We start from the raw sequence: 14,883 nt of genomic DNA, 5'->3' as shown, positions 1-14,883 counted from the left end.
CTCAGGAAGACTATTCATCGCCGAACCCGGTTAGCATTTGGTTTACCATAGGTGCCGTGCGGGGTGAAAAGATGCGTCAATGCTTTATCAGCTGAGATTTATGACCCGCATCAGCTGAGATTTATGACCCGCCGTTCAGTAATCCTCGATTTCGGCATGAAAATGTCTCGAATCGGGATTGCCGAACAGGCATGCAAATGGATAATTGGCACATGAAGAGAGTTCGCAAGGCAGTGTTCCCGGTTGCCGGTCTCGGCACGCGCTTTCTCCCTGCTACCAAGGCCATTCCCAAGGAAATGCTGACGGTCGTCGACAGGCCGGTCATCCAGTATGTGGTCGATGAGGCGCGCGATGCCGGAATCGAGCATTTCATCTTCGTGACCGGCCGCAACAAGGCGGTCATCGAGGATCACTTCGATGTCCAGTTCGAGCTCTACGACACGCTTGCGCAGCGCGGCAAGGACGACCAGCTCGCCCGCCTGCAGCGGCTGCAGCCGGCGCCGGGGCAGACCAGCTTCACCCGCCAGCAGGTACCGCTCGGCCTTGGTCACGCCGTCTGGTGCGCGCGCGAGCTTGTCGGCGACGAGCCCTTTGCGCTGCTGTTACCCGACATGATCATGCAGTCGGAAAAAAGCTGCATGAAGGATATGGTCGAGCTTTACGCCGAGACCGGCAACAACATCGTCGCCGTGCAGGAATGCGATCCGGCCGAGGCGCACAAATACGGCATTGTCGGCCGCGGCGATGACGCACATCACGGTTTCCGCATCACCGGCATGGTGGAAAAGCCGAAGACCGGCACGGCGCCGTCGAACCTCTACATCAACGGACGCTACATCCTGCAGCCTGAGATATTCAAGATACTCGAAGGCCAGGAAAAAGGCGCCGGCAACGAGATCCAGCTCACTGATGCAATGCTGAAACTGCAGAAACAACAGCCCTTCTACGGCTATCATTATCGCGGGCGCACGTTCGACTGCGGCTCGCCCGAAGGCTTCGTCGAGGCCAACGTTGCCTTCGCGCTGTGGCGCAGCGACATGAATGGAAGCATGGCAGGTGTCATTCGCACACTTCTCGACGAACTCGCGCCGTCAGAGCGCCGCGGCCTAGCCTTATAGTGTCAGCACCGGTTGCCGCGCTGGTCGGCGAAAGCGCGCCGCGTTCGACGGGCCTCATGCGACGCACCTAGGTTCTTGTTTTTATGCAAGTCGTTATCGCAAAACCGCTGCACACTTTTGCGCGATATGCATTTAGCGCTGCAACTTCAAGCCAACGAAGATACTGTTGGCCGTGTAGTCGCGCCCAACCAGGTTGCTGGTCAGTTTTTCAGTCCTGGCGCGGGTGGTGAGCCCGGTGTAGCGGTTCAGCCACCACGTCAGCCCAGCCTCGGCGCTCAGCGTCAAATCATGATCGTCGGAGCCGGTATAGTCGCGCCATTCAAGGCCGAGCGCGGCATTTCCGGTCAGGTTGGCGCGGATCTGCCGCTCGCCCGTGAGGCTGCCGGAATAGAGCATGGAGCCGCTTTCGCCCGCATTCGTCGTGTTCTCGGCGGTCGTCTGTGCGGTGAGCCCGATCGTGGTGCCGCGTTCCGGCGACCATTTGAGATCGGCATTGACCGTCGCGCCCGAAATAGCCGGCAGGGCGTCGTCGTCGATAGCTTCGCGCAGCCAGCCGACCGAGAACTCGCCGGTAAGCTTCTCGCGGAGATCGAGCTCGACGCCGGCCCGTGCGCCAAGCCTGGTCGAGGAGCGCTGGAAGCCGTTTGGATCGACGCGCAAATCATAAGCGCGCCGGCCGATCTCGATTTCGGTGAACGGCGTGATGGCAGGCGAGATCTCGTAACCGGTGCGCAAAATGGCCGTGTAGAGCGTCGAGTCGCGGCCCTTCTGCGACAGTGATCCGCCCGACGAAAGCTTAGCGTCGCCAAAGATGTCGTGCTCGACCGCGCCGGTCAGCGCGAAGCGCATCTTGCCGGCATCCTTCTCGACGGCGAGACTGCCGTTCACTGTCTGGCGCACCGGCTGGCCAACGGCGCCGACGACTGCGTCCGGCGCCGAGGCCGATTCGGGCACGGCCTCATAGCCCAGCTTGGCGATGGCGCGCAGATCATTGTCGAGATCGATGTTGAGTGTGCCGTCGACGTGGCCTTGCGCCTCGTGAATGTCATAGCCGGACAAGGTTTCGCGGAAGATGCCATAGCCCTCAACCGTCGCCGAATTCTCCCGCCAATCGGAGACGGCGTTGAAGCGCAGCGTCGTTTCCGACAGCAGGGCCGGCTTGCCGAGGCTGCTCGAATCGGCGTTTGTCGAAGACGTCAGGCCTTGCTCGAGCGTCGGCCGGATCACGAACGAGCCGAGCTTGATGCCGGTGGCGGCGAACGGGTCGTCCTCGTTCTTTTTGTTCTGGCCTTCGATGGCTTCGGTGCGCTCGGCGCCGGGGTCGAGCCTGAGCCTTTCGGCGGAATCGATGGTCACCGCACGGCGGTTGGCCGTATCCTGCTCGTCTATGGCGGCGGTATCGGTGTCCTTGGTCGTCGCTGCAGTCGCTGTTCTCTTGCTCGTATGGCTGTCCGCGGTCTCGGCTTCGACGTTGGCCGCATTGGCGGCGCGCGTTGCGCTTGGCCGCCGTCGCGGCGGCGGAGCGGGGTTGTCGGGAAATGGGTCGCCGCTGGCCGCCGGCGGATCGAAAGTGCCGCCGGTTGCGGCCGCTTCGCCCGTGCCGTCGTCAGGCAACGCCCCCTGGCTGGCCGGGCGATAGGTAGGCAGCGGCGTATTGTCGTTGGGGGTTGCAGCAGCCTGGGCGGCTTGGGTTCCAGCCATGCTCGTTTGCCTGATCTTGTACTGCTGGTCGTCCAGGATTGTCGATTCCGAAACCTCGCCGCGCAGCTCGGTTTCCTGGGCGCAAAGCAGTGTCGGGCGCGACAACGCAAAGACATTGGTTGCCAGCAGCAATGCGCAGACCGCCTTGCCCTTTCGTCCCATTTTGTTTTGAGGCTGAAACCCGGACATCGGCACCACTGCTTGCGCGGCGCACGCGCGCCATACTTACGAAACCGTAAATGGGGATGGTTAACGGAGCGTTGAGGGATGGCCCGTCAGGGTGTTCGGAGCGGCAATTCCGTTGGACAGGCGCGTGCCGAAGCGCTAATCGCATCGTCCATGGACGTGAAATCCCCAGACAGGAAGCGGCACGACGGGCAGGCCGCGATTGCCTCGGCGCTGAGAACGGTGGCGACAGAGCAGGCCGGCGTCGCGGCATTGGCCGACGCGCTCGAAAACGGGCTGGCCGAGCCGTTCGCACGGGCCGTCGACATGGTGTCGCAGATCGATGGCCGCGTCATCGTCACCGGGGTCGGCAAAAGCGGCCATATCGGCTCGAAGATTGCCGCAACGCTCGCCTCGACCGGCACGCCGGCCTTCTTCGTTCACCCTGCCGAAGCCAATCACGGCGACCTCGGCATGATCGCCAGGAACGACGCCATCATCGCCCTGTCGTGGTCGGGGGAAAGCCTCGAGCTCAAGGGCATCATCGCCTATTCGAGGCGCTTCTCGATCCCGCTGGTCGCGGTCACCGCGGGCGAAAAATCGGCGCTGGCGCGTGCGGCCGACGTGGTGCTTCTGCTGCCGCGAGCACCGGAAGCCTGCCCGCACGGCCTTGCGCCGACGACCTCGACGCTGCTGCAAATGGTGATGGGCGATGCGCTGGCCATCGCGCTGCTCGAGGCACGCGGCTTCACCCCGGACCATTTCCGCACGTTCCATCCCGGCGGCCAGCTCGGAGCCAACCTGACTCAGATCCGCGAGATCATGCATGTCGGTGACAGGCTGCCGCTGGTGTCGTCCGGCACCGGCATGCGCGAGGCAATCCTCGAATTGTCGCGCAAGGGGTTTGGCTGCGTGGCGGTGACTGCGGCGGACGGCAAGCTGATCGGCATCATCACCGATGGCGACATCAGGCGCCATATCGGCAGCGATCTCTTGGCCATGAGCGTCGATCAGGTGATGACCAGAGAGCCAAAAATGGCCGCGCCCGACACGCTGGTGGCGACGGCGCTGCAGACGATCAACGACTCGGCCATTACCAGCCTGATGGTGGTCGAAGGCAGGCGGCCGATCGGGCTCGTCCATCTGCACGACCTGCTGCGTATCGGTGCTGCCTAGTCTGGCGAGTTTTCTAGACCGCCTCGACCGTCAGTTCCAGATCGGTATCAGCGGCACCCGTCACGCGCACCTGCGTGCCGGCCGGGAGGTCGGGGCCGGAGACACGCCACAACGTGTCGCCCAGCTTGATGCGGCCGCGCCCATTCTTGATCGGCTCGGCAAGGGTCGCCGTCCGGCCGACCATCTGTGCGCCGCGGCGGTTGAGCAGAGGCTGGTCGGTCTCATCGTGGCGTCCGCCCACCAGCCGCTTGCCGACATAAGCCGAGACCAGCGACAGCACGAGGAAGGCGACGACCTGGACCTGCCAGGTCCAGAAACCGGCGTCCCAGATGAGCAGCGAGACGACGCCGATCAACAGCGCGGCAATGCCGATCCACAGCATGAAAATGCCGGGCGCGATGACCTCCATCACCAGCAGGATGAGGCCGAGGACCATCCAGCTCCACGGGCCGAGTTCGGAAACAATGCGGTCGAACATGGCCTCAGGTCTCGCTGGGACGAACCACGGGCGGGCGGGCCTGTCGTGCTGGACCGGCGGTGCCTTCGCCCTTGAAAACTTCCCTGGCGATTTCGCCAATGCCGCCAAGCGTGCCGATCAGTGAGGAAGCCTCTATCGGCATCAGCACGAGTTTACTGTTTGTCGCGGAGCCGATCCTGGTCAGCGCTTCCGTGTATTTCAGCGCGACGAAGTAGTTGAGCGCCTGCACGTCACCCTTGGAAATCGCCTCCGACACCACCTGCGTGGCGCGTGCTTCAGCCTCGGCCGATCGCTCGCGCGCCTCGGCGTCGCGGAAGGCGGCTTCCTTGCGCCCCTCGGCCTCCAGAATCTGCGACTGCTTGAGGCCCTCGGCGGCGAGGATCTGGGCGCGCTTATTGCGCTCGGCCATCATCTGGCGGCCCATCGATTCGACGAGATTGGCCGGCGGGTTGATGTCCTTGATCTCGACACGGGTGATCTTGATGCCCCAGGGATGCGCGGCCTCGTCGACGACGCGCAGCAGGCGCTCGTTGATGGCGTCCCGGTTCGACAACAGCTCGTCGAGGTCCATCGAGCCCATGACGGTGCGGATGTTGGTCATCGTCAAATTGAGGATAGCGTTCTGCAGGCCGGCGACCTGGTAGGCGGCCTGCGCCGCGTTGAGCACCTGATAAAAGGCGACGCCGTCGACGGCAACGGTGGCGTTGTCGCGCGTGATGATCTCCTGCGTCGGGACGTCGAGCACCTGCTCCATCATGTTCATCTTGGCGCCGATACGATCGACGAAGGGCACGATGAGGTTGAGGCCCGGGCTCAATGTCTTGGTGTAACGGCCGAAGCGTTCGACGGTATAATTATAGCCTTGCGGAATTGTCCGGATGCCTTTGAAAAGCACCAGCACGACAAGGGCGACAAGAACAAGAAGCGCGATATCGAAACCACTGAAACCCATTTGGCTCTCCCCTCAAAGGCCGGCCATGCCGGACAGTTCCACGCGGCCGGCTTGACCAAACACTTAAGTGTGTTTCAGCAACGTTACAATCAGGTGATTATGGATTGCCGGTGAATAGACGGGTGATCTGTTCAGGCCCAGCCGGACAGCTCGCGCCGTACCATTGCCTCGATCACCGCCATGCCCTCGGCACTGTCGTTGAGGCAAGGGATGTGTGTGAACTTTTCACCGCCGGCATGGTGGAAGGTCTCGGCCGCTTCCCTGCCGATCTCGTCCAGCGTCTCGATGCAGTCGACGGAAAAGCCCGGGTTGACGATGGCGATCGATTTCACGCCTTCGCGCCCTAGTCTTTCGACCGTCTTGTCGGTGTAGGGCTGCAGCCATTCCTGCGCGCCGAAGCGCGACTGAAAGGTGGTGATCAGCTTGTTTTCATCCCAGCCGAGCTTTTCGCGCAGCAGCCGCGTCGTCTCGAGGCAATGGGCTTGGTAGGGATCGCCCTTGTCGGAATAGGGTTTCGGAATGCCGTGATAGGAAGCGATGACAATTTCCGGTTCGAAGTCGAGGTTCGCCAGATGCTTTTCGATCGAACGGGCGAGCGCCTCGATATAGGCCGGCTCGTTGTAATAGGGCGGCACGCAGCGAATGGCTGGAGCGCGGCGCATCTTCATCAGCGCGCGAAACAACTGGTCGTTGGCAGTCGCAGTCGTCGTCGCCGAATATTGCGGATAGAGCGGGAAAGACAGGATGCGGTCGCAGCCTTGCTCGACCAGTCTCTCGGCCACGCTCGCGGTCGAAGGGTTGCCGTAGCGCATCGCCCAGTCGACAACGACATTGGGGAGGTCGCCGAGCGCGAGCCCGAGCTTCTCGGCCTGGGCGCGGGTGTAGGTGCGCAGCGGCGACTCGTTGCGCTCCCGGTTCCATATCCTGGCATAGTTGGCGCCCGACTTCCTCGGCCGGGTGGTGAGGACCAGGCCGTAGAGGATCGGATACCAGATCGCCTTGTTTAGCTCGATGACGCGTGGATCGGACAGGAACTCCCGGAGGTAGCGCCACATCGGCTTGAAGCCGGTGCCGTCGGGGGTGCCGAGATTGATCAGCATGACACCGACCTTGCCGGTCCTGACCGGAGGGCGCCCTGCCGACGGCGAGGCGGCGGTCTTCTCGGCTTTGATTTCAGCAGGGTTGGCAAGCGTCATGAGGTTCTCCAACACCGCGAACCAACGGTGCCGCGGCGAAATTAGCGATGCCGCGCCGGTTTTCAAATGCTGCGTCTGGCCGCACCTTATCCCAGAAATGCAACACCCGCCCGGTCTGCCGGGCGGGTGCATTGCGTTCCTGCGGCCGGATTACTTCGACGCCGCCGGGATCGTCAAAGTTGCGCCGACCGGCAGCCGGCGTGGCTCGTAGGCTTTGTTGGCATCGGAAATCATTTTCCATTTGGTGCCGTCGCCATAGGCCTTCACCGCGAGATCCCAGTAGGTATCACCGGCGACGATTACATGGCTGCCTTCGGCCGGTGCCGGCTCAGCCGGCTTGGCGGGCTCGGCAGGTTTTGCCGGCTCGGTTGGCGCCGGTTCACTTGGGGCCGGCTGACTCGGGGCCGGCGCTGTCTCGGCGGGCTCGGCCGGAGCAGGGGTCGCCGGAGCCGGTGTGACCGGAGCCGCAGGTGCCGCCGGCTGGGCCGGCTCGGCGGGTGCGGGTGCCGCCGGCGCGGTTTCCGCCGGGACGGCCGGCGGTGTCTTGGAAATGTCGCCTGAGCCGGCCGGCATTTCGGGCATTGCCGGTTCAGCAGGCTTTACCGGCGCAGCCTCAGCAGGTTTTGGCGGTTCGGCAGGCTTGGCCGGTTCCGCGGCCGGAGCCACGGTCGCGGCGATCTCGGTGATGCGGCCGTCGAGCTTGGGCGTATAGGGCCGGTGCGCGCCGAGGTAGTCGGCGACGACCTGTTCCAGCCCGGGGCCGTAATCATAGGCGTTCTTGGCCTTCTCGGCGAACACCTTATAGCCGTCGCCGCCCTGGCGGACATAGTTGTTGGTGGCGACAAGGTAATCCTTGTCCGGCTTGATCGGCGTCCAGACGCCGCCTTCCATGACCTCGACCGATTTGACGCGTCCGTTAGGCGGTGCCGATCTGTCGAACGCATATTTCAGGCCGGCAACCTGCGGGAAGCGCCCGGCGCCGTCCTCGACCTGGCTGAGGCCGCTTTCGAGGCCGGCAACCAGATCCTTGCCGGAGATATGGAAGGTCGCCAGCGTGTTCTGAAACGGCAGAACGGTGAGAATCTCACCCATAGTGACGGTGCCCTGGTCGATCGAGGCGCGCAAGCCGCCGCCATTCGAGATGACGATCTCGACACCCTGGCCCCTGACCCGGTCGAGGACGGCGTCGGAGACCAGATTGCCCATCTCGCATTCGCGGGCGCGGCAGTTTTCCCGACTGCCGTCGATCGCCTTGGTGGTCTCGGCGACTTCCTTGTTCTTCAAAGCCTCGATCGGCGCGCCGAGTTCCTTGATGCGGGCAAGCACGGCGGGGTCGGGCGTGATCGATTTGTCGAGATGGATGGGATCGCCGCTCGCCTCTTTGACAACGCCGTTGTCGTCGAACACGACCTTGAGCTCGCCGAGATATTTCGAATAGGACGCCGCCTGGACGACCGGCACTTTGTAGCCGTCCGGATTGTCGACCATCGTCGGATAAGGGCCTTCCGCCTTGGGGTCGGTGTTGGAGAGCAGCGAATGGCTGTGGCCGCCGACCACCACGTCGACGCCCGGGATCTTGGCGATCACGTCGCGCTCGCGCTTGTAGCCGATGTGGGTGACCGCGATGATTTTGTTGACGCCCTCTCCCTTCAGTTTCTCGACCTCGGCGGTGATCGACTTGACGTCGTCTTCGATGGCGATGTTCGGGCCAGGCGAGGCAAGCTCCGGCGTGTCGTTGGTGACCGCACCGACGATGCCGATCTTCTGGCCGCCGACCTCGACCACGATCGATGGCTTGACGCGGTCGCCGAGCTTGGATTGCGCATTGGCCTTCACGTTGGCGCCGAGCACCGGAAACTGGATCATGTCGAGAAACGGCGCCAGCGCCGACTCGCCATCGTCGAACTCATGGTTGCCGAGAGCCTCGGCATCGAACTTCATCTGGTTGAGGAATTCGCCTTCTGTCTTGCCCTTGTAGGTCGTGTAGAAGAGTGAGCCCTGGAAATTGTCGCCGGCGCTGAGCAGCAGCACGTTCTGGCCTTCCAGCTTCTTGCGCTCCTGCGCGATCGCTGTGACGAGGCGGGCGGCGCCGCCGACGCATTCACCCTTGGTCTCCTCCTCGGCCGAGCAGGTCGATTCGTACTTGTTGTTGCTCTCGATGCGGCTGTGCCAGTCGTTGATGTGCAGGATGTTCAGCGTGTAGTCGGCAAAGGATGCCCCTGCCGACAGGCCAAGCGCCGATGCCGACAGCGCGGCGATGGCAGCGATCTTCTTCATTCTCGTCTCCCGGATGACTCGAGTACAGCGCCGCGCGTCATTTGGGACGCGCAAAGGACGCTGTACCATTTTTATTTTGCGCATGATCCTTTCCGAAAATCGACTCCGATTTTCGGGGTCATGCGCAGACGCGTTTAACGCTCTTGTTTGACTTGGATGTAACAGCCCTCTCGGGCCATGTTCACATCGCGTTTCAGTCGATGCAAGCGGAAATCGGCATCAGCTTTGCCGGCGCAAGAAAACGGCGGCTTGAAGCCGCCGCCTTGTGCAAAGTCAATTCGGAATCGAACTTCAGGTGCGCCTGGTCAGCACAAAGTTCTGTCCGCTCGCGCTGGTGCAATTGAGCTGGCTGGTGGAGACCATCAAGCAGTTGAAGCTGATCGGCGTCTGGCGGATCAGCGAAGTGCCATGGATCTCGACCGAGGTGCCGCCGGTCATGGTGTAGCTGCCATCGGCAAGCTTCTGGCCGGTGTCGGTGGCGACGGTCGCGAAGCTGCCGCCCTTGAAGGTGGATAATCCGGTGCCCTGCGCGTCGATCCAGGAGCCTTCGACCCCTTTGGCGGTGATCACCGGTGGCTCGCCCGGGCCGGTGGTGGTGCAGGCCGCCAACGTGACGGCAGCGGCCGCGGCAATGCCAGCCGAAAGCAGTCTTTGCGCAATCGTCATCATCAAGATCCTCTCCTCTCGCATCGGCTCGAAAATCGATCCGATTTTCGGAAAGCACGATGCGCACATTCAAAGTGCTAGAGCGTACTTTGTGCGTCCAAATGGACGCACGTCGCTCTAGGCCGCCCCTCTTCAATCGCCCGATTTCCGGGCGATTGCAAGCTGGCGGAGTGTCGAGGCAACGCTGCTATCGAACGAGGATGTTGCGGAATTGCCACGGGTCTTTGGTGTCGAGGTCCTCGGGAAACAGACCAGGCCGATTGTCGAGCGGTGTCCAGTCCGTATAATAGCTCCTGACCGGCCCCAGATAGGCGTTCTGCACGTCGAGGCAGCGCTTGTAATCCATCTCATCGGCTTCGACGATGCCGGCCTCCGGATTTTCCAGCGCCCAGACCATGCCCGCCAGCACCGCCGACGTGACCTGCATGCCGGTGGCGTTCTGATAGGGCGCCAGCTTGCGCGCCTCGGCCAGCGACAGCTGCGAGCCGTACCAGTAGGCGTTCTTGGCGTGGCCGTAGAGCAGCACGCCGAGTTCGTCGATGCCATCGACCAATTCGTTTTCGTCGAGCACGTGATGCACGGGCTGAGCCTTGCCGGCGGCACCGAACATCTCGTGCAGCGACAGCACGGCGTCGTTGCAGGGATGATAGGCGTAATGGCAGGTCGGCCGGTACTGCACCTTGCCCTTCTTGCCATGCAAGGTGAAGAAATCGGCAATCGAAATCGCCTCATTATGCGTCACCAGGAAGCCGTATTGCGGACCGGCCGTCGGGCACCATGTGCGCACGCGCGTGTTGGCGCCGGGCTGCTCCAGAAAGATAGCGGCCTTCGAGCCGTTCTTGTGCTTTTTGGCGTTCTTCGGCATCCACGCCTCGTGCGTGCCCCAACCGAGCTCGGCCGGCTGCAGGCCTTCCGAAATGAAGCCTTCGACCGACCAGGTGTTCCAGAACACGTTCATCGGCTTGGGTTTCTTGGTGCGCTGGGTGTCGCGCTCGGCGATATGGATGCCCTTGACGCCGGCCTTCTTCATCAGCTTGGCCCAGCCTTTGCGATCGTGCTGCGCGGGTTCCGCGAAGTCGAGGCCAAGATCTGTGGCGAGGTTGACCAGTGCCTGCTTGACGAACCACGAGACCATGCCGGGATTGGCGCCGCAGCATGAGATCGCCGTAGTGCCGCCCGGATTCTTTGCGATTTCGGTACGCACCGTTTCGCGCAACGCATAATTGGTGCGTGAGGCGTTGTCGGCCTTTTCGTCGAAATAAAAGCCGAGCCAGGGCTCGACCACCGTGTCGATATAGAGGACGCCAAGCTTGCGGCAGAGCTTCATCAATTCGAGCGAGGAAGTGTCGACCGACAGGTTGACACAGAAGCCCTGGCCGCCGCCATTGGTCAAAAGCGGCGTCAGCAGCTTCTTGTAGTTCTTCTTGGTCACTGCATCCTGCATGAAGGTGATGCCGCGCTCGTCGAGCAATTTGCGGTCGGCGTCGTCCGGGTCGATGACCGTCATGCGCGACTTGTCGAATTTGAAATGGCGCTCGATCAGCGGCAGCGTTCCCCGTCCGATCGAGCCGAAGCCGATCATCACGACAGGGCCGGTGATCTCACCGTAAACGGGCCAGTTTTCATTCGCCATTTATCGATTACTCCCTCAAAAAACGCTTCGGAACAGCGGCTTGGCCGCGGCGCGACAAACCATAGATCATTGTCACAATAAAGCGAAAAGCGGACGGCCGGCCTCACGCCGCGCCATCCCGGCTACGGCTCGACCAGTCTTGCGAATTCAGGCTTGAAGAGGGCATGTGCCTCGGAGACCGGCAGTTCCAGCAGATCGTCGGCGCAGGCCTGGATGGCATGCGGTAGGGTCTGGAGCCCGAACACCAGAACCTGCTTGTCGCCCTCACGCCAGAGGCTGACCGCCAAATATTCGCCGATGAGATCGTCCATACCGCATTCGGCTTCGTGATCAATATCGGTCTGATCGGTCGGTTTCTTGCGCCGCTGCTTGACCAAGGAGACGAGGGAAGGACCGGGCTTGCCATCCACCGTATCCGAGAAAATGTCCTGAAGGCCAAGCAGGACGCCGCGCCGCACATCCATGATGTAGGCGTCCGAATAGTTGGTCGGATGCGCTCCGCCGCAGAAGATGCCGCCGGACTCCCGCCAGCTCATCAGCAGCGGCGTCAGCGAGCTCACTTCGAATGTGCTGTCCGCATAGCCTCCGAGCGTGCCGTCGTTCACGCCGTCAATCGGCCCGCCTTCGTTGAAACCGGCATATTGCGCCGCCACGCAGCCCAGTGCGCCGATGTTTGCGCGCCAGTGCCTGTCTTGCAGCAGAGCATTCGCGGCCTCGATCGGAACGTTGCCGGACAGTTCGACAATGCGCGGCGTGGCGAATTTGGTGCGGGGGTCGACGATATAGCGGTAGGTCGCGTCCGGCCAGCCAGTCGTCTTGCCGTTATCAAGCTGAGTGTTCAGCCGCAGATAGTCATACGGGGACGTCTCCATGGTGATCGGCGTGTCATTGGCGAAGAACTTCATGAAGCTGAAATCGTAGAGATCGAGCGGGCTGCCGGGCTCGTTCCCGGTCACCTGCCGACTTGCGACCCGCTCCAATCTGAGCGGCAGCGCCCTCTTTCCGTTCCAACTGCCTTCAAGGGTCTTGCCGTTACTGGATGAGGCCAGGCGCCACACGGCGGCAATCGGCGCGGCCTTTCCGTCATCGCAATTGTCGGCGCCGCATGCCTCCTCCTCGGCCAGTTCGAACCTGCTGCCCTTTTGGGACCGGGCCTGCAGCGGGATGTCGACGCCCTTCGAGCGGTAGAAATAGCGGCCGGCCAGCGGGCTGCCGGGCGCCGCGGGGTCGTCGGTGAATTCGACGACGATATCGCTCTTTCCAAGCTTGCCGGCATAAGTCACCGGCTCTGCCTCGGCTGCTGTCGACAGTACCAGGATCGCGGCCATGAACGTGACCGGCCTGCTAAGATGCTGGATCATTGTTCCCCCAAGCCACAAGTTAGAGTTGTCGTCCGCCAGCAGTCACGGTCGGCTGTCAGGCCCTTGTAGTCAAGTTGTGCCTCGTCCAGCACCAGACGCTGCTCAGCGAAAAAAAGCTGCGACGCCGCCCCTGGTGCGGATGCCGCATCCGCCCGTTTCAGCGGATTTTTGTCCTCGGCGCGGCTGTGGAGGCTCGAACCACCAGTTCTACCGGCAGAACGACCTGGCGGGGGGCTTCATTGTCAAGGACCATTCGGGCGGCAAGCCTGCCTTTTCCAATCACGTCTTGTGCGACAGTGGTCATCGGAGGCGTGGTGCGTGCGGATTCGGCGGTGCCATCGAAGCCGACGACCGATACGTGGCCCGGCACGTCTATGCCGCGGCGAACCGCCTCGTCCAATATCGTGATCGCCTGCCAGTCCGACATGGTCAGGATCGCGGTTGCTTCAGGCACCCTGTCGAACACCACTGCTCCGGCAGATGGCTCGCCTGGGATCGTCTCGATGATCGGGACATTATCGATTGACAAATTCGCCTCCGCCAAACCCTGTTTGAAACCGTCGAGCCTTTCATCGTCGAGCGGGAAGCCGGCCAGAAGCCGGCGCGTTGCCTGGCCTGGTATGCGGACAATCGGCGGGCCGGGAGTCCGGCGCACTGAAAGGATGGCAAAATGCCGGTGCCCCAGCCCGGTCAAATGCCGGACGGCAGCTACCGCGCCGCTCCGGCCGTCGATCTTTATCGAGTTGATATCGGGACCTGCGTCGCTTTCGAGAATGACGAAGGGCAGACGCCGTCTCTGCGCCGAAATTATGAGACCAATGTCGGCGCTGTGACCAAGGATAAAGCCGTCAACCAGCGCATCGCGGATGCTGGCGAAACGCGTGTCATCGGTGCCGTTTATAAGGCTGAGCGTCGTACCAGCCTCGTCGCAGGCGAGCGAAACGCCGAGCACCAGCTCGCGGCCGTAGGGGCTTCTCATCACTTCGGAGATGGCGTAGGCGCCAGGCGGCATGAACCCGATGGCATTGAACTTGCCGTCCCGCAGCAATCGTCCTTTCGGATCGGGGCCGCCAAACCCGAGCGCTCGCGCGGCCGCTTCGACGCGCTCGCGCAATTCAGGCCTGACCAGCTCCGGCCGGTTGAAGACGTTGGAGACAGTCCCCCGGGAAACTCCGGCAGCCTTGCCGACATCGGCTAGGGTGGGCATTGGCGATTCACTCATTTTCCCTGAGGTAGACCATTTTTTGGAGCGCTCCAAGAATTTTATTGACTCAAAATCGAAATTGGCGGATCGTGGCTCTTGGAGCGCTCCAAGAACATTTATTCTGAGGATTTTTGCGACTAGACATTGAAGATCGTAAAATGGCGTGGCCGCAGCGGCCATGCCCAAGGAGAGAATGATGGCAGAAACCGATGTTTTTCCAGCCTCGCTCGTCGGCAAGACTTTCGACTGCGTTTTCGGCCCCTTCGTGCCGCGCTGACGTTTCTCTCGCCGCAGGAATTGCACATCCAGGCGTCGATCGGGACCACCGAAATCGACGAGGTGGTCAATGTCGGCCTGACCAGCGTACGCCAGAATCTCGTGCTCGCGAGCTGGACGGAGAAAAGCGGCAACTTCATTGTGCAGTTGCAGGACCACGAGAAGGGGATCGTCCATAATTATGCGCGGCTGGCCGATGGGCAGCTCTTCTGTGCCCAGGGCGCCATTCAAGTCGTTCCTGCATAAGGGAGGAAAATGCGATGGAACTCGCTTACGACAGTCATCTGCTTGCTCGAATTCTGCTGAGCGTCGCGACCGTGGGCTACGGTGTGGTGACGATCAAAGCCGACTTGAACGCCACCCACGCCACCAATCCGCTCTGGACTCCCCACGCCCGGTTTCACGTCGTCTGGCAGGTGTTGAGCTACACCGGAGTGGCGCTGATTGCGCTCGGACTTATCTGGATCAAGGGGCAACTCGAAGCCGAGCGGCTCTATCTCGCCGGGGGATTGGCCGCGGCCATGTATGGGGCGTTCTTCGCGGCCATGCTCTCGGTCTTTACCGCGATGTCCGCGATCCTGCTGCTGGGCGTGGCTGCGATTTAGGGAATCCCAGGAAAAGTGTGAAACGGTTTTCCGTCCGGAATTGCGCAAGAACAAGCAAGGACAAAGAGATAGAGC

Annotated in this window: 13 protein-coding genes; 4 read left to right on the top strand and 9 right to left on the bottom strand. The window is 62.1% G+C overall.

The window, feature by feature from the left end; all coding sequences use genetic code 11:
* Positions 1-212: 212 nt before the first annotated feature.
* Positions 213-1,118 carry a UTP--glucose-1-phosphate uridylyltransferase GalU gene (gene galU, locus NKH78_RS02670; protein WP_352736997.1) on the top strand — a complete coding sequence of 302 codons (906 nt, stop codon included), beginning with the start codon at positions 213-215 and terminating at the stop codon, positions 1,116-1,118.
* A gap of 132 nt (positions 1,119-1,250) precedes the next feature.
* Here galU and NKH78_RS02665 read toward each other — a convergent pair whose 3' ends face one another.
* A complete protein-coding gene (locus NKH78_RS02665) occupies positions 1,251-3,008 on the bottom strand; it encodes an outer membrane beta-barrel protein (protein ID WP_352736996.1) in 1,758 nt (585 codons plus the stop codon).
* Between the two features lie 150 nt (positions 3,009-3,158).
* Here NKH78_RS02665 and NKH78_RS02660 point away from each other — a divergent pair, with 150 nt between their 5' ends.
* Positions 3,159-4,160 (top strand): KpsF/GutQ family sugar-phosphate isomerase, encoded by a 1,002-nt coding sequence (locus NKH78_RS02660; RefSeq protein WP_254817072.1) that lies wholly within the window; start codon positions 3,159-3,161, stop codon positions 4,158-4,160.
* A gap of 13 nt (positions 4,161-4,173) precedes the next feature.
* Here NKH78_RS02660 and NKH78_RS02655 read toward each other — a convergent pair whose 3' ends face one another.
* The 8 genes from NKH78_RS02655 to NKH78_RS02620 all read right to left on the bottom strand — a co-directional run bounded on the left by NKH78_RS02655 (position 4,174) and on the right by NKH78_RS02620 (position 13,930).
* A complete protein-coding gene (locus NKH78_RS02655; RefSeq protein ID WP_352506338.1) occupies positions 4,174-4,638 on the bottom strand; it encodes an NfeD family protein in 465 nt (154 codons plus the stop codon).
* A 4-nt stretch (positions 4,639-4,642) separates the two neighbouring features.
* Positions 4,643-5,590 (bottom strand): SPFH domain-containing protein, encoded by a 948-nt coding sequence (locus tag NKH78_RS02650; protein ID WP_352688032.1) that lies wholly within the window; start codon positions 5,588-5,590, stop codon positions 4,643-4,645.
* A gap of 131 nt (positions 5,591-5,721) precedes the next feature.
* Positions 5,722-6,786: a ferrochelatase gene (gene hemH / locus NKH78_RS02645; protein ID WP_352736995.1), complete on the bottom strand. Its 1,065-nt coding sequence runs from the start codon at positions 6,784-6,786 to the stop codon at positions 5,722-5,724.
* Positions 6,787-6,936: 150 nt separating this feature from the next.
* Positions 6,937-9,063, bottom strand: a complete 2,127-nt coding sequence (locus NKH78_RS02640; RefSeq protein WP_352736994.1) for a 5'-nucleotidase C-terminal domain-containing protein — start codon at positions 9,061-9,063, stop codon at positions 6,937-6,939.
* Positions 9,064-9,354: 291 nt separating this feature from the next.
* Positions 9,355-9,729 (bottom strand): outer membrane lipoprotein Omp10, encoded by a 375-nt coding sequence (omp10, locus tag NKH78_RS02635; RefSeq protein WP_254817073.1) that lies wholly within the window; start codon positions 9,727-9,729, stop codon positions 9,355-9,357.
* Between the two features lie 187 nt (positions 9,730-9,916).
* Positions 9,917-11,362, bottom strand: coding sequence for a homospermidine synthase (locus tag NKH78_RS02630; RefSeq protein ID WP_352736993.1), 1,446 nt, complete (start codon positions 11,360-11,362; stop codon positions 9,917-9,919).
* Between the two features lie 122 nt (positions 11,363-11,484).
* A complete protein-coding gene (locus tag NKH78_RS02625; protein WP_352736992.1) occupies positions 11,485-12,723 on the bottom strand; it encodes a hypothetical protein in 1,239 nt (412 codons plus the stop codon).
* Between the two features lie 157 nt (positions 12,724-12,880).
* On the bottom strand, positions 12,881-13,930 hold the full coding sequence (locus NKH78_RS02620; RefSeq protein WP_502899774.1) for a LacI family DNA-binding transcriptional regulator: 1,050 nt from the start codon (positions 13,928-13,930) through the stop codon (positions 12,881-12,883).
* A 141-nt stretch (positions 13,931-14,071) separates the two neighbouring features.
* Between NKH78_RS02620 and NKH78_RS32585 the strand changes: the two genes are divergently transcribed.
* Together NKH78_RS32585 and NKH78_RS02615 are read left to right on the top strand one after the other, a co-directional pair.
* Entirely contained in the window at positions 14,072-14,449 is a 378-nt protein-coding gene (locus tag NKH78_RS32585; protein WP_502899773.1) for a MoaF-related domain-containing protein, read from the top strand.
* A gap of 14 nt (positions 14,450-14,463) precedes the next feature.
* On the top strand, positions 14,464-14,808 hold the full coding sequence (locus NKH78_RS02615) for a DUF6640 family protein (RefSeq protein ID WP_352736990.1): 345 nt from the start codon (positions 14,464-14,466) through the stop codon (positions 14,806-14,808).
* Positions 14,809-14,883: the final 75 nt, after the last annotated feature.

It is taken from the genome of Mesorhizobium sp. M0910 (genome assembly GCF_040319465.1).
In the GTDB taxonomy this organism is placed as follows: Bacteria; Pseudomonadota; Alphaproteobacteria; order Rhizobiales; family Rhizobiaceae; genus Mesorhizobium.
The sequence above is the reverse complement of the archived record's forward strand: the minus strand, read 5'-3'. Positions and strand labels throughout refer to the sequence as shown.

Coding starts and splice junctions, on each gene's coding strand:
- NKH78_RS02660 (WP_254817072.1), top strand. CDS start 3,159: ATGGACGTGAAATCCCCAGACAGGAAGCGGCACGACGGGCAGGCCGCG.
- NKH78_RS02665 (WP_352736996.1), bottom strand. CDS start 3,008: ATGTCCGGGTTTCAGCCTCAAAACAAAATGGGACGAAAGGGCAAGGCG.
- NKH78_RS02625 (WP_352736992.1), bottom strand. CDS start 12,723: ATGATCCAGCATCTTAGCAGGCCGGTCACGTTCATGGCCGCGATCCTG.
- galU (WP_352736997.1), top strand. CDS start 213: ATGAAGAGAGTTCGCAAGGCAGTGTTCCCGGTTGCCGGTCTCGGCACG.
- NKH78_RS02620 (WP_502899774.1), bottom strand. CDS start 13,930: ATGCCCACCCTAGCCGATGTCGGCAAGGCTGCCGGAGTTTCCCGGGGG.
- NKH78_RS02650 (WP_352688032.1), bottom strand. CDS start 5,590: ATGGGTTTCAGTGGTTTCGATATCGCGCTTCTTGTTCTTGTCGCCCTT.
- omp10 (WP_254817073.1), bottom strand. CDS start 9,729: ATGACGATTGCGCAAAGACTGCTTTCGGCTGGCATTGCCGCGGCCGCT.
- NKH78_RS02630 (WP_352736993.1), bottom strand. CDS start 11,362: ATGGCGAATGAAAACTGGCCCGTTTACGGTGAGATCACCGGCCCTGTC.
- hemH (WP_352736995.1), bottom strand. CDS start 6,786: ATGACGCTTGCCAACCCTGCTGAAATCAAAGCCGAGAAGACCGCCGCC.
- NKH78_RS02615 (WP_352736990.1), top strand. CDS start 14,464: ATGGAACTCGCTTACGACAGTCATCTGCTTGCTCGAATTCTGCTGAGC.
- NKH78_RS02655 (WP_352506338.1), bottom strand. CDS start 4,638: ATGTTCGACCGCATTGTTTCCGAACTCGGCCCGTGGAGCTGGATGGTC.
- NKH78_RS02640 (WP_352736994.1), bottom strand. CDS start 9,063: ATGAAGAAGATCGCTGCCATCGCCGCGCTGTCGGCATCGGCGCTTGGC.